Here is a 14,378-nt window from a genome sequence, read left to right on the forward strand (position 1 = left end):
ATTTTGATGTGAAAGTAAGTGTAATGACAACATTGACCTCAAAATGGAATTTCCCGACCACTGTGCTGTTTGGCGCTGGTCGTATTAAAGAACTGCCTGCAGTGCTGAAAGCTGCAGGTATCAGCAATCCGCTGTTTGTCACCGATCCGGGTTTGGCGAAGCTGCCGGTTGTGGCATCCACTCTGGCAGTGCTAGATCAGGCGGGTGTGAAATACGGGACTTTTACGGAAGTGAAGCCCAATCCGGTGGAGAGCAATCTGACTGCCGGTGTTAAGGTCTATAATGACGGTCATCATGATGGTGTAATTGCCTTTGGCGGCGGCTCGGCACTTGATCTTGGCAAGCTGATTGCATTTCAGGCCAAACAGACACGTCCGGTGTGGGATTTTGAAGATATTGGTGACTGGTGGACACGTGCAGATAGCGCAGTGATTGCACCGGTGATTGCCGTGCCGACAACAGCGGGTACGGGCTCGGAAGTCGGACGTGCCGGTGTGCTGACCAATGAAGCCACCCACACGAAGAAGGTGATTTTCCATCCGAAAATGCTGCCGGTGACCGTGATTGCTGATCCGGAATTATCAGTCGGTATGCCGCCATTTATTACAGCGGGCACCGGCCTCGATGCGTTGGCACATTGTTTAGAGGCCTATTGTGCACCCGGTTATCACCCGATGGCGGATGGCATCGCATTGGAAGGTATGCGTTTGGTGTTTGAAAACCTGCCGAAGGCCTATGCAAACGGGCAGGACATTACTGCGCGTGCCAATATGATGGCGGCAGCGGCGATGGGCGCAACAGCCTTCCAGAAGGGGCTTGGTGCCATCCATTCGCTGTCGCATCCGATCGGTGCGCTTTATGATACGCATCATGGTATGACCAATGCGGTGTTTATGCCTTATGTGTTGCACCATAACCGTGCGGCGATTGAAAGCCGTATCGGGCGGGTGGCTGACTATCTTGGTATTGCAGGCGGATTTGACGGCTTTGTTGCGGCAGTAATGAAACTGCGCAAAGAGCTGAATGTGCCGGACAGTCTGCCGGAATTTATTAAAGGTCTGGAAATGGATGACGCCCAAAAGGATATGATCGCGGAAATGGCGATTGTCGATCCGACAGCTGGCGGTAATCCGGTTGAACTGACAAAAGAAGGCGCATTAAAGCTGCTTAATCAGGCACTTAAAGGCACAGCCTGATTATATTATGAGAAAGGGCAAAACATGGTGTTTTGCCCTTATATAATCATGACGGGAAGTCGTAGACGAGGGCACCGTGTTTTGTAAGAAACGGGCCGACAAATTCTTTAAATTTCTGATGTTCCGGATCGTAAAAGGCCGGATCCGTGACTGCCGGAGTGCCTACATAGTAATTGCGGTCGCCTTCTGATCGGAACTCCACGATGAATGCCTGATCGAAATTTTGTCCTGCACCTTCAAGGCTAGTGTTCTGACCTCCGGCCTTTATGGAAACAATATAAGGCTGGCCGTTCCGTTTGGCCTTATCTTTGAGTTGCAAAAACCGGTCGAAAACCTCTCTGCGCTGTTCAGCGCTGACCATTGGCTTATAGCGAAAAAGCACAATATGCTGAATGGTGCCGGTTTTAAAATCCGATGCGGTAAATTTTGCTGGATTAACATGGTTTTCAGGCGTTGCAGGGGGCATTGTCTCTGTCAGGTTTTGAGCTAAATGGTGAGCTTGGCTGCTGATTACCGTCATACTGGTGATAAGTATGAAAAGGGTAGATATAGTTATAAATATTCGCATAATACACACATTGAAATATTAGAATTTATTTTTTAGTTATGATGATAAATTTAGTTAACTATATAAAATAATTATAATGAATAATAATTCTGCAAAGCGTATTGCTTTGCCAGAGTTTTTATACTCCAGTTTGCATCGTAATAATGGTATTCTGTCAATATTATGGTCGCATAATTTTTCTGATTTTGAGCTAGATTATTTCACAGTCGAGTTGAAGCAACCTGACTGCGATAATGCGACCAATAAAGAAACCAGAGTGAACTTTGCGGCCAATACGAACGTAAACCGTTCTGGATTATGCTTCCCGTGCACCACTTTCTGCCAGTACAGGAACAGGGTGCCCGTTTTCGTCGACGGCAACCATAGTAAACTCACCCTTGGCAGTCATCAGGCGCTCACCGCTCATCATATCTTCAGACCAAAGTTCGGTGGAAACAACCACAGAACTGCGGCCGGATTTGATGACTTTTGATACCAGTTCGAGAATAGAACCAACGCGTACCGGATATTTGAAATCCATTTTGCGGGATGAGGCCAGAACGGTTGGCAGGCGGCAGTAGCGCGTAGCAGCAATGAAAGCGCTTTTGCTCATCGCGGCCATCGCCTCACCACCGAACATGGTGCCATAGGAATTGGCCTGATCAGCGAAGACAACATCGGACATACGCAGCAAGGTTGGCTGATCGTCGATTGTTTCGGTGGTCTCTGCTTGTGGTAGAGGCGGCAGGCTCCATGATTTGTCTTTAGTCAGCTCGGTTTTGGCAACCATATGGAACAGACCGCGGGTGCACAGGACGCGCTCGCCGCCGATCATATTTTCTGCCACCAGTTCCACTTCAACGGACAGTGATGTACGGCCAACGCGAATGACTTTGGCGGTGAGTTCAACAATCTGGCCGAGTTTAACCGGTGCTGTGTAATCAATACGCTCGCAGGATGCGGTGACAAAAGGAACGCGGCCATGACGGGTTGCAGAAATAAAGGCAATGCGATCCATCAAGGCAAAGCCTGCACCGCCGAATAATGTGCCGTGATGATTGGTATCTCCGGGAAAAACAACCGTTACGAGACGCGAAATCAGAGGTACATCCTGACCATAAATTACATCATCAGATGCTGGAATAGTCTGGTCATCATTCAGGGGCGCTGTCATGGATTTGTCCTTGCATGCCTTTGTCGGGTTGTAAAAGGCATGTCCTTATCCGCTACTTAAACATTATGTGTCGCGCTTTTACGGTGCTTATCATGATTACACAAGGTTTGGTGGAGGCATAGGGGCGCCGGTTTTTGACCCGTACTATGAGAGAAAACCCCCATCCTTTTGTTTTTCAAACAGCAATTTCTCATTGGATTAAAATGAAAAAACCGTGACAGAGAAACTGTCACGGCCTTTTTCATCGATACATCAGAGTACCATGTGCCAGACTTGGCACACAAAACTCGCTCTGACACTTTAAAATGAGAGCATCATTTTGTATGCTTATCAGGCGGCTGCGCGCAGTTGGCGGGCGGCCTCTACCAGATTAACAAGTGCCGGTTTGGTTTCTGCCCAGCCGCGGGTTTTGAGGCCGCAATCCGGATTGACCCAAATCTGCTGTGCTTTGAGCTTTTGTGCTGCTTTCTCGATCAGGTCGACCATTTCTTCCACATCAGGAATCCGCGGCGAGTGAATGTCATAGACACCGGGACCGATCTCATTCGGATAGCCCTGTTCAGAGAAGGCACTCAGCAGTTCCATCTTAGAGCGGGAGGTTTCAATCGAAATCACATCGGCATCCAGTGCTGCAATTGCAGGCATAATGTCGTTGAATTCCGAATAGCACATATGCGTATGAATCTGGGTTTCGTCCTTCACGCCGGCGGCGCTGAGGCGGAAGGCTGTCACAGCCCAATCCAGATACGGTGCCCAATCGCTCTTGCGTAGCGGCAGACCTTCACGAAGTGCTGGTTCATCAATCTGGATAACGCTGATGCCTGCGGCTTCCAAATCAGTCACTTCATCACGCAATGCCAGTGCAATCTGTCGGCAGACTTCCGAGCGTGGCAGATCATCACGTACAAATGACCATTGCAGCATGGTTACGGGACCGGTGAGCATGCCTTTCATTGGCTTGTCAGTCTTGCTCTGAGCGAATTTTGCCCATTCGACAGTCATGGCAACAGGGCGGGAAACATCCCCGTAAATCACCGGAGGGCGTACATAACGCGAGCCGTAACTCTGTACCCAGCCGGATTGGGTGAAGGCATACCCGTCAAGCTGCTCACCAAAATATTGCACCATGTCATTGCGTTCAAATTCGCCGTGAACCAGAACGTCAATACCGATTTCTTCCTGCCAGCGGATAGCTGTTTCAGTTTCCTGCTCAAGGAAGGTCTGATAATCGGCTGCAGCTAACTCACCTTTGGTGAAGCGCGAACGAGCCTGACGAACCTCGGCAGTCTGTGGGAAGGAACCGATTGTTGTTGTCGGATAAAGCGGCAGTTTCAGATGATCTGCCTGCAATTTGACGCGTGCATCAAATGCGCTGTTACGATGGGATTGTGCATCGGTAATCGCAGCAACACGTGCCTGAACGGCCTTATTATTGACCTTGGTTGATGCTTTGCGGGCGGCAATGGCTTCATCCGAGGCTGTCAAGGCTGCCTCAGTTGTTTCAGGCTTATCGCCAAGATCGGTGCCGAGTACTGCCAGCTCTTCCAGTTTCTGCACAGCAAAAGCCAGTGACTGGCGGATTTCCGCATCAAGTTTCTTTTCCGATTCCAGATCAATCGGCACATGAAGCAGCGAGCAAGATGGTGCGATCTGCACAGCATCGGCCCCACGCTTGGCAATAACCGATTTTACACGCTCAGTAATCGCACGCAGGTCAGCACGCCAGATATTGCGGCCATCAATCACGCCGAGTGAAAGCACCAGATTAGGACGGGCGATCTTAACCGCAGCGTCAAGATCCTGCGGTGCGCGTACCAGATCAAGATGCAGACCTGCAACTGGCAAGGTAATGGCGGTCAGAAGATTGTCGCCATAAGAACCGAAATAATTGGCCAGCAGGATTTTCAGTTCCGGCAGTTTCTCAGCAAAGAACTCGAAGGCTGTGCGGATAGCAGCATGGTCATCGGCATTGAGATCAAGGCTCAGAACCGGCTCGTCAATCTGCACCCAGTCGGCACCGGCTGCATGGAGCTGCGCGAGAATTTCCGTGTAGACGAGCAACAGGGCTTCAAGTGTCTTGTTCAGATCAAATGCGCTGTCATTGGATTTGCCGAGTTTCAGGAACGAAACAGGGCCGAGCAGAACAGGGCGGGTATGAATGCCGAGTTCTTTGGCTTCATTAAATTCGTTAAGCGCTTTGTTTGTTGTCAGGGTGAATTTCTGACCCGCGCTGAATTCCGGCACCATATAGTGGTAATTGGTGTCGAACCATTTGGTCATTTCCAGAGCAGGCACGCCATTACTGGTAGTTTCGTCGCCGTGATCGCGGCCGCAACCGCAGCTTGATGCTTCAGTCTGCGCACCGGTTTTACCGCCGCGAGCCAGAGCGAAATAAGTGTCCAGATCAACTTTGCCACCTTTCCAGCCATAAAGAGCCGGAATGACGCCGAGAGTAACACTCAGGTCGAGCACATGGTCATAGAGGGAGAAGTCATTGGAAGGAATGCTTTTGATGCCCTTTTCCTGCTGCAGCTTCCAATTGGCAGCGCGCAAGGATTTGGCAGTTGCAAGCAACTCGTTTTGTGTGGTTTTGCCTGCCCAATAGGATTCAAGAGCGAATTTGAGTTCACGCTGTTTTCCGATACGCGGAAAACCGAGATTGGCTGTAGTAACGGTCATTTCAATACCCCGACGAATGTTGACATTAAGGAACTGTGCGCTGTCCTGTTCTGTCTTTCTAATGTGATACCGGGCAGGTCTCCTGGCTTGCGGGTCATCATTTGCTTCCGGTCTTCCCGAAATGTTGCCATTTCAGTGACCGCCTTCGAGCTGATGCTGTGCGCATGTGCTGTCGGGCAAATATCCGGTGAAGGTTTTCACAGGACATGCGGAAGAAAACTCGCCGCTTACAGTTGCGGGGGCAGCTGCGGATTTGACTATGCCCGCTATCAGTTGCCTGAAATTACTGAGCATTGGCCGCACCGCATTCCCTCTTAGCTTTAAAACTCTTGCGCCCACCGGTTGGAATGGCAGGGCAACAATCAAAAGAACCACGATGTGCAGAATGTGCCTCAGGATTTATCGGATGTCAATAATGATATAAAGATTTGTTTATATGGATATATGGCTATAAATTTATACTAAATGCTTGGTGGTGTGCAAAAATCATATCTGCGGGAATGGTGTTTATGAGTGATTTTTTGCGAATCAAGCGGATTGCTGGGTGCAAACAGCATTTGGGGCAGAAATATTGTCCTAATATGCAATCACGCGCCAAGGTATGTCGTATAATTCATAGATAAATGGTCTAACCTTATGCTGAATAGTCATAATGTCAGCATGACTGTCATATTTTTATTGCGTGAAGCGTCATCAAAAGTTATTCAAAATGTAATTTTTCATGCTGCAATCGCAAGAAAGGGAAATTTCGATGTCGCAGGATAATCCTCTCGAAAATGCACTCGTACGTCTGGATGAGGCTGCAAGCCATCTGGACATAGACGCGGATGTTATCGAAAAACTGAAATTTGCCCGAGAGACTACCAAGGTGCGATTGATGATCCGTATGGATGACGGCTCACGCAAATCCTTCATTGCATGGCGCTGCCGTTATGATGATACACGCGGGCCGACAAAAGGCGGTATCCGCTTCCATCCGGATTCGACAGCAGAAGAAGTAGAAACACTGGCTTTCTGGATGACATTCAAATGTGCCGTGATGAACCTGCCTTATGGCGGCGGTAAAGGTGCCATTCAGGTTGATCCGCGTAAATTGTCGAAGGCCGAACTGGAGCGGCTTTCACGCGCTTATATTCAGGCTTTTGCCCGTATTCTGGGGCCAGATCGCGATATCCCGGCACCGGATGTTTATACTAATTCGATGATTATGGGCTGGATGGCCGATGAATATTCGCAGATTGTTGGTCAGTCCTCACCAGCGGTGATTACCGGTAAGCCGATTGCTTTGGGCGGTTCGCTCGGACGTGATGATGCAACTGCGCGTGGTGGTTTTTATCTCGTGCGCCATCTGGCGAGCGATCTTGGTCTGAGTGAAGAACTGCATGTGGCCATTCAGGGCTTCGGCAATGCCGGACAGCATATGGCCAAGCTCATGGCCAGTGATGGCCATAAAATTGTAGCGGTTTCGGATTCTGAAGGTGCTGTCTATTGTGCTTCCGGTCTGGATATTGCTGCGCTGATTACCGCTAAGCAAAATGGTCGCTCAGTCTTGGCGACTGTTGGTCATGGCGGCCATGAGGCATTGGCTGCGGCCGATTTGGTTGGCGTTCAATGCGATGTGCTGGTGCCTGCCGCGATGGAAGATATGATCCATGCACGCAATGCAGGAACTGTGAAAGCCAAGCTGATCCTTGAGCTGGCAAATGGTCCGGTAACACCGGAAGCCGATGCTATCTTGCAAAAGATGGGTGTGACTATTCTGCCGGACATTCTGGCAAATGCCGGTGGTGTAACCGTGTCCTATTTTGAATGGGTGCAGAACCGCCAGTGTTTCTACTGGGAGCTGGAGGAAATCCATACACGCCTGCGCGCTATTATGGAGCGGGAAGGCCGCGCTATCTGGAATGTGGCAAAGGAAAAAGGCGTTACCGTGCGTACCGCCGCTTATGTTCATGCGCTGCTGCGCCTTGCACAAGCGATTGAAGCACATGGCACGCAGAGTGATTTTGTTGCCTGAGAGGGCAACTGGTGATTTTGTTGCCTAAGAGGGCAACGGGTGACTTTGTTGCCTGATCGACAAGTGACGTAATTTGAAAAACGATAAAGGCCGGTGAAAACCGGCCTTTATCGTTTTGTGAAGTAAGTGAAATATCTATCTGATTATTTTAAAGAATTTTTCCAAAAAATAATGATTTTTCCGAGAGCGACACCGGCTGTAGCGCCAGCAGATTTAACGAGAAAATCCGATAATTCGCCATGTCTGTCTGGTGTCAGGCGCTGCATCAATTCGAACAATCCGGCGGCAGAAATCAGCATAATCAGAACCAGCGCCCAGCGTTTCGGATAAGCCAGACAGAACAGAAGACCAATGACGAGCAGCATCATAAAGCGCTCAGCCGTGACATGACCCGGAATATGCGGACGGAAATTAATCGGGCTGATTGTGACTGCAAGCAATGCTGCCAGCATCAACCAGGCCAGAACGGGTAAAACAGGAAAGCGACGCATTTATTCCTCGTCAATCGGTAGCTGCTGAGTGTCATCCTGATTGCATGGCAAATACAGCATTTCAGTAAACAGCGTTTTGGCACTCTCACCGAGAATAAAATCGCGGTTGGCAATATCATCAACGCCCATGCACCATTGCACGCCGCGCTGGGAAATGCCGAATTCATTAGAGAGATAGGATTTGGCGTAGTCGATGCCATCTGCACAATCTGCCTGTTTGCAAAAACCGCCGTCCTGAGCCAGTTGTTTCAGAGAGTTCTGGCCGGCTGACATTGTATAAAAATAGGTGCCTGCGGCCGTCAATGCGAGGACGCCACCAATAGCAATCAATGCAATGACCGTTTTTCTCATCGGAACTCTGTCTCAGCGGTTAAAAGTGCCTTTATCTGCGCCTTAGCATGAAGGATGCGTCGACTGCTAGACATTGTCGAGTGAAATGAGGCTATTTAGCATTCGTGAACATATGATCTTCTGCCAAGCTGATCGGGCTCATGCGGTTCAGTAAGGTGAAAGCGTGACATTTTTACGGTGGAGGGAGCTGAGGAAATTGCTTGCCGTAAGAGGTGTGTTTTTTTATAGAGGACGCAATGCTTCGGCAGCATTTTTGAAAGACACATTACCGATATACAGTTTTGCTACATGCTGTTTTTCGCGTAGCTTTATTGTCTGCTAATTTTTTACTCTCTTAATGAAACGGTTCTCATGCAGCACATTGACCCGTCCCAAAATATCGATTCTGAAAAGCATATCCGGGAGGATGTGTATGATGAGGACGGTTCTGTCAGTGAAGCACTGGTTACGCGTATTGAGGAGGCGCTTGACGCCCGCGATGCCAGTAGTGTGCGTGATGAAGTGCGCGATCTGCACTCCTCCGAGCTTGGGCACCTGCTTGAAGCGCTGGATGGCAGCGAGCGGCAATCACTGGTTGAATTGCTGGGCGATGAATTCGACTTTGAGGCGCTGACCGAAGTTGATGAGGCGATCCGTCTTGAGATCGTCGATGCCATGCCCAACTCGCTGATCGCTGAGGGTGTGCAGGATCTTGATTCCGATGATGCGGTTTATATTCTTGAGGATATGGATCAGCAGGATCAGGATGAAATTCTTGCCAAGCTGCCATTTACCGAGCGTATTCGCTTACGCCGTGCGTTGGAATATCCGGAAGACAGTGCAGGGCGCCGCATGCAGACAGAATTTGTGGCTGTGCCACCGTTCTGGACGATTGGTCAGACGATTGACTATATGCGTGAGGATAACGACCTGCCGGATCGGTTCTCGCAGGTCTTTGTGATTGATCCGGCATTTCATCTCCTCGGCACGATTGATCTTGACCGTCTGTTGCGCGTGCAGCGCGTTGTGCGGGTGGAAGATCTGATGGTTGAAGCGCGTCATGCTATTCCTGCGACGATGGATCAGGAAGAAGCCGCGCAGATTTTCGAGCAGTATAACCTGCTTTCCACCGCTGTTCTCGACGAGAATGATCGTCTTGTCGGTGTGCTGACGATTGACGACGTAGTGGATGTTATTCAGGAAGAAGCCGAAGAGGATATTATGCGCCTCGGTGGTGTGGGCGATGAAGAATTGTCTGACAGCTTTATGACAATTGCCCGTTCACGCTCGCCATGGCTGTTCGTCAACCTGTTTACGGCTTTTCTCTCGGCTTCCGTGATTGGTCTGTTTGACGGCACAATTCAGCAGATGGTGGCGCTGGCTGTGCTGATGCCGATTGTTGCCTCTATGGGTGGCAATGCGGCGACCCAGACCATGACAGTCACTGTGCGTGCGATCGCAACCCGTAATATTGATATTCATAATGCTGCGCGCGTTATCCGTCGTGAGGCGCTGATCGGTCTGCTCAATGGCTTGATGTTTGCGGTTATGATCGGAGCAGTAGCGGGCTATTGGTTTGATAATGCACAGCTTGGCGGCATTATTGGCAGTGCGATGATTATTAATATGCTGGCGGCGGCGCTGGGCGGTATTCTTATTCCGCTCTTGCTGCATCGCCTGGGGGCTGATCCGGCAATTGCTTCAGCCGTATTTGTGACCACTGTGACGGATGTTATCGGCTTTTTCGCCTTTCTCGGCCTTGCAACATGGTGGTTCGGATTTTCGTTCAGCTAAACTATTCGTGATTTAAAATTACGCTATTTGCGTCTTATGCGATTTTTTGTTGCGTAATTATTATTATTACATATGAATATTATTTTTGCTCAATGTGCAGATAATTACTGTAAATAGGGTGCAAGAGTGCCGTTGTTTTCAACCGCAGAGCAGAATTCTGCTGAAAATAACGGCTTGTGAAATATCGCAATTACGAATGAAATATTGACTTTTACGTAAATGCGGTGTCACAAAAGAGCATACAACGAATTGGTGGACTAAATGCGTGAATATTATTCGATTACGGAGCTGACGAGGGAGTTTGGGATTTCCACGCGAACTCTGCGCTTTTATGAGGATGAGGGGTTAATTCATCCTCTGCGCCGTGGTCGGACACGTTTATTTCGTCCGTCTGACAGGCATTTGCTCAAGCAGATTATGCGCGGCAAGCGGCTCGGTTTTTCAATCGCAGAAATTCACGAAATCATTCAGATGTATCGCGAACCACCGGGCGAAGCCGGTCAACTGCGTCTGCTCATCAAGCGGGTTGAAGAAAAGCGCGAAGATTTGCGTCAGAAACGTCGTGATATTGATGAGACTTTAGGTGAGCTGGATCAGGTGGAAGAAGCCTGCATCGGTCGCATGGCAGAACTTGGCGTTCGCACCTGATAATGAATTTTTATAGAGCGGAAGGGCGGCTTACGAGCATATCCCGAAAAGTGTGAAGCGGTTTTCGGATAAGATATGCGTTAATTCGATGGAATAAGCTGCCCTTCTTGCGTTTTGGCAACGCATTGTGCGGAGAATGTATTGAGTTTTTGCCGCTCTTCTTCTGTCGTGGTCTTGCTTGTCAGTAATTTTGTCAGTTGATTGGTTTCAATGACCTCCAGCATACAGCCGCAATAAGTCCGGCAGAACTGCGGGTCGCTGCCGATGCTGCACTGAGTTGTACATTGATTGACAAAATTCGCGGCTTGCACAGCCGGTGATGGCGGAATGATTGCGGAAAAGCCGTAGAGCAGCCCGATCAGAACCGGCTGATGCACCAGATAGAAAATCAGGCTGTGGCGACCGATAAAGGTGAGTAGGTGCTCAAGCCATGGTGGCTTGATGCCGCCTTGCAGCAGGCGCAGGAGGCCTGTGGCCTGCATGATGCGCGCAGCCGCAATACCGAGCAGAACGGCACCGAACCATGGAAACAGTGGTACATAATCATTGGAAACAGGATTGATGCTGGAAAGTCCGACCCACCATAAGGCGGGATGGTTGAAGAATTCAGCGCGATAATAAACCGGTGTGGCGATGATTGCAGCAGCCAGCAGAATGGTCAGCCACACAGGGCTACGGATAAATAACAGCCCGAGCAGGCTTGCCAGAGCAATCTGATGCAGAATGCCAAAGAAGATAAAGCCTTGTGGCATGAAGAACCATGTCAGCAGACTGATTGCAGCGGCAGCAAGCACCACTTGTGCCAGACGCTTTAAGAATGGTCGCCAGCGAATAGCACGGCTATGGGCAAGTACTAAGCTGAACCCAACCAGAAACAGAAAGCTTGAGGCGATGCAGCGGGCGAATATCCGCCACCAGCCCTGACTGGCGCTGCCTTGTGCCAGATAGCCGAAAAACTCCAGATCCCAGCCGAAGTGATAAATTGCCATGGCAATGAGTGCCATACCGCGGGCAATATCCAGACGCCCGAGGCGCAAGCCGGATTTCATCGGTGTTTCAGCGTGAAGGGCAGTGCTGGCCGGATTCATTGCAGACTTTCAGCAGATTGTTGTGGCTATCGCTATAGCTACAATGAGTTTGTGCCGGATGACAAGCTGTGATGCTTTTGTCGGTTTCGGAAGCGCTTCTGGCCGGATAACGGATCGTAAAAGGCATTCATGCATGGTTATTATGCGGGGTTTTGACAGAGTTTTGCCGGAATGGTAAATATGGCAACTTTAGAATTAATGTTTAAGTTATTGATATTTATTGCATTTTTCTATCATGGTAAATTTGCATAGCTGCTATGTCATGGTTTTGACGCAATTGCAGATTGCTTGTGACAGGGCTTTGGAGTATAAATATCAGACAGGCATAGCAATAGTGCGGTGCATGTTCTCATGAATGAAATACCGGAAACGAGTAAAATATTCCATGGATGAAACAGTTCAGAAGTCCTGCTGGGGTGTAACCCTTTGGGCAGTTATTGGATTGGCCGCTGTAATTTTGTTGACCTATTTGTTCTCCGTGTAATCACGGATATTCAAAGAAATTTCAGAGCGTTTAAATCACCGGTGCTTTTAGCCCGGTGATTTTTTATTGTGACATGACGAATTATTTATCGCCTGTTTGTCGCTTTCTTGCTGGTTTGTGGTGTATTTTGCACATGCTGCAGCCATATTAAGTGAGACACTTATGTGATCCGGTTTTACAGAACTGCATAACGGGTTATATAAGGCTTGAGATGAGGGAGTTTGCGGGCAGTGATTTGCCTGCACTTTCTAGAGCATAATTCCTTAAACTTGGATCAGTTTAAGGTGAAATTATGCTCTAACTTTAAAGTGTTAGAGCGAGTTTTGTGTGCCAAGTCTGGCACACGGCGCTATAGAGCGTGTGGCGCATAATTATAGCTACAATGCTCACTCTGGATTCTTTACTTTATCGCATACTCGCGGACGCTAAATGAGTCCATTTAACTGCGATATGCTCTGGAAATGAAAGAACGGTATCTTCTATGTTCCTGTCAGTTTTTGACCTGTTTAAAATTGGCATCGGGCCGTCGAGTTCTCATACGATGGGACCGATGACGGCAGGGCATCAGTTTCTTAAAGAATTAAAAGACGGCCAGTGGCCGCGTCCGCATAATGCGAAAGTCACGCGGATTAAAGCCTATCTGCATGGCTCATTGGCTTTTACCGGTATTGGTCATGCGACTGACCGTGCGGTTATTCTCGGTCTTTGCGGGTTTTTGCCAGCCAATATTGATCCTAATAATATGGACACTCTGCTGGCTAAGGTGAATGAAGAGCATAAAATTCGCCCAAGCGGTCATCCGGCCTATGACTTTGATCCGAAAGCGGATCTGGTAATGGATCGCAAGGTCGCCTTGCCTGGTCATGCCAATGGTTTGGCCTTTGAAGCGCTGGATCGTGATGATCGCGTTTTGCTGCGCCGCGTTTATTATTCCATCGGCGGTGGTTTTATCGTTACGGAAGAAGAGCTGAACGCCACGCGTGTGAGCGGTGGTAAAGCGCCTGCCGATGATAATGTGCCTTATCCGTTTGCGACAGCCAAAGCGATGCTGGAAATGTCGGCAAAGAGCGGTCTTTCCATCGCGGAAATGAAGCGTGCCAATGAAGAAACCCGTATGAGCCGTGTAGAGCTGGATGCGGGGCTGGATAAAATCTGGGATGCCATGCGCAGCTGTATCGAGCGCGGGCTGACACAGGAAGGCATTATGCCGGGCGGGCTGAATGTACGTCGCCGTGCCAAGCAGTTGCATGACCGTTTGAATGAAGAATGGCGCCAGAACCGTCATAATCCGCTGCTCGCCAATGACTGGCTGTCGGTTTATGCGATGGCGGTGAATGAGGAGAATGCTGCCGGTGGCCGTGTTGTGACCGCGCCGACCAATGGTGCAGCAGGCGTTGTGCCTGCGGTGATGCGCTATTATCTGCATTTCCATGAGGATGCGGACCAGAAGGGCATTCGTGACTTTCTGCTAACGTCTTCTGCAGTTGGTGGCATTATCAAGCATAATGCGTCGATCTCCGGTGCTGAAGTCGGCTGTCAGGGTGAGGTCGGTTCGGCTTCGGCTATGGCGGCAGCAGGGCTTGCTGCTGTTCTGGGCGGAACATCCGAGCAGATCGAGAATGCGGCCGAGATCGCGCTGGAACATCATTTGGGCATGACCTGTGATCCGATCGCCGGATTGGTTCAGGTGCCGTGTATTGAGCGTAATGCGCTTGGTGCGGTGAAGGCCGTAACTGGTGCGTCACTGGCCGTGAAGGGCGATGGTACGCATTTTGTGCCGCTTGATGCCTGTATCGAAACCATGCGTCAAACCGGCGTGGATATGAATGAGCGCTATAAAGAAACCAGTCTCGGCGGGCTTGCTGTGAATGTGGTTGAGTGCTGATTTCATCTTTATAAAATACAGAAAACTCCGCATGATGAATGTGGA

11 protein-coding genes and 1 riboswitch are annotated in these 14,378 nt (G+C 49.5%); of the genes, 5 read left to right on the plus strand and 6 right to left on the minus strand.

Annotation, left to right across the window (positions count from 1 at the left end; translation table 11 throughout):
* Window positions 1-23 precede the first annotated feature (23 nt).
* Window positions 24-1,196 carry an iron-containing alcohol dehydrogenase gene (locus QUF18_RS12215; RefSeq protein WP_289387385.1) on the plus strand — a complete coding sequence of 391 codons (1,173 nt, stop codon included), beginning with the start codon at window positions 24-26 and terminating at the stop codon, window positions 1,194-1,196.
* A gap of 46 nt (window positions 1,197-1,242) precedes the next feature.
* Here the strand turns inward: QUF18_RS12215 and QUF18_RS12220 are convergent, their stop codons facing one another.
* The 3 genes from QUF18_RS12220 to metE form a co-directional block, all read right to left on the minus strand.
* Window positions 1,243-1,662: a Dabb family protein gene (locus QUF18_RS12220; RefSeq protein ID WP_289387386.1), complete on the minus strand. Its 420-nt coding sequence runs from the start codon at window positions 1,660-1,662 to the stop codon at window positions 1,243-1,245.
* Window positions 1,663-2,059: 397 nt separating this feature from the next.
* On the minus strand, window positions 2,060-2,917 hold the full coding sequence (locus QUF18_RS12225; protein WP_289387387.1) for an acyl-CoA thioesterase: 858 nt from the start codon (window positions 2,915-2,917) through the stop codon (window positions 2,060-2,062).
* Between the two features lie 330 nt (window positions 2,918-3,247).
* On the minus strand, window positions 3,248-5,596 hold the full coding sequence (gene metE, locus QUF18_RS12230; RefSeq protein WP_289387388.1) for a 5-methyltetrahydropteroyltriglutamate--homocysteine S-methyltransferase: 2,349 nt from the start codon (window positions 5,594-5,596) through the stop codon (window positions 3,248-3,250).
* A 55-nt stretch (window positions 5,597-5,651) separates the two neighbouring features.
* Window positions 5,652-5,967, minus strand: a riboswitch (cobalamin riboswitch).
* 380 nt (window positions 5,968-6,347) lie between these two features.
* On the opposite strand from metE, the gene QUF18_RS12235 reads away from it, so the two are divergent.
* Complete coding sequence (locus tag QUF18_RS12235) at window positions 6,348-7,613, plus strand: Glu/Leu/Phe/Val family dehydrogenase (protein WP_289387389.1); 1,266 nt, start codon at window positions 6,348-6,350, stop codon at window positions 7,611-7,613.
* Between the two features lie 143 nt (window positions 7,614-7,756).
* On the opposite strand, the gene QUF18_RS12240 is transcribed toward QUF18_RS12235, so the two are convergent.
* Both QUF18_RS12240 and QUF18_RS12245 read right to left on the minus strand, forming a co-directional pair.
* Window positions 7,757-8,104, minus strand: a complete 348-nt coding sequence (locus QUF18_RS12240) for a VanZ family protein (RefSeq protein WP_289387390.1) — start codon at window positions 8,102-8,104, stop codon at window positions 7,757-7,759.
* Window positions 8,105-8,455 (minus strand): hypothetical protein, encoded by a 351-nt coding sequence (locus QUF18_RS12245; protein WP_289387391.1) that lies wholly within the window; start codon window positions 8,453-8,455, stop codon window positions 8,105-8,107.
* Window positions 8,456-8,896: 441 nt separating this feature from the next.
* Here QUF18_RS12245 and mgtE point away from each other — a divergent pair, with 441 nt between their 5' ends.
* Window positions 8,897-10,228 (plus strand): magnesium transporter, encoded by a 1,332-nt coding sequence (gene mgtE, locus QUF18_RS12250; RefSeq protein ID WP_434547421.1) that lies wholly within the window; start codon window positions 8,897-8,899, stop codon window positions 10,226-10,228.
* A gap of 261 nt (window positions 10,229-10,489) precedes the next feature.
* Entirely contained in the window at window positions 10,490-10,876 is a 387-nt protein-coding gene (locus QUF18_RS12255; RefSeq protein WP_289387393.1) for a MerR family transcriptional regulator, read from the plus strand.
* Between the two features lie 80 nt (window positions 10,877-10,956).
* Here QUF18_RS12255 and QUF18_RS12260 read toward each other — a convergent pair whose 3' ends face one another.
* Window positions 10,957-11,964 (minus strand): heparan-alpha-glucosaminide N-acetyltransferase, encoded by a 1,008-nt coding sequence (locus QUF18_RS12260; protein ID WP_374806676.1) that lies wholly within the window; start codon window positions 11,962-11,964, stop codon window positions 10,957-10,959.
* Window positions 11,965-12,929: 965 nt separating this feature from the next.
* Here QUF18_RS12260 and QUF18_RS12265 point away from each other — a divergent pair.
* Window positions 12,930-14,333 (plus strand): L-serine ammonia-lyase, encoded by a 1,404-nt coding sequence (locus QUF18_RS12265; protein ID WP_289387394.1) that lies wholly within the window; start codon window positions 12,930-12,932, stop codon window positions 14,331-14,333.
* The last annotated feature ends 45 nt before the right edge of the window (window positions 14,334-14,378 follow it).

Source organism: Pseudochrobactrum kiredjianiae (genome assembly GCF_030362795.1).
GTDB lineage: Bacteria > Pseudomonadota > Alphaproteobacteria > Rhizobiales > Rhizobiaceae > Pseudochrobactrum > Pseudochrobactrum kiredjianiae.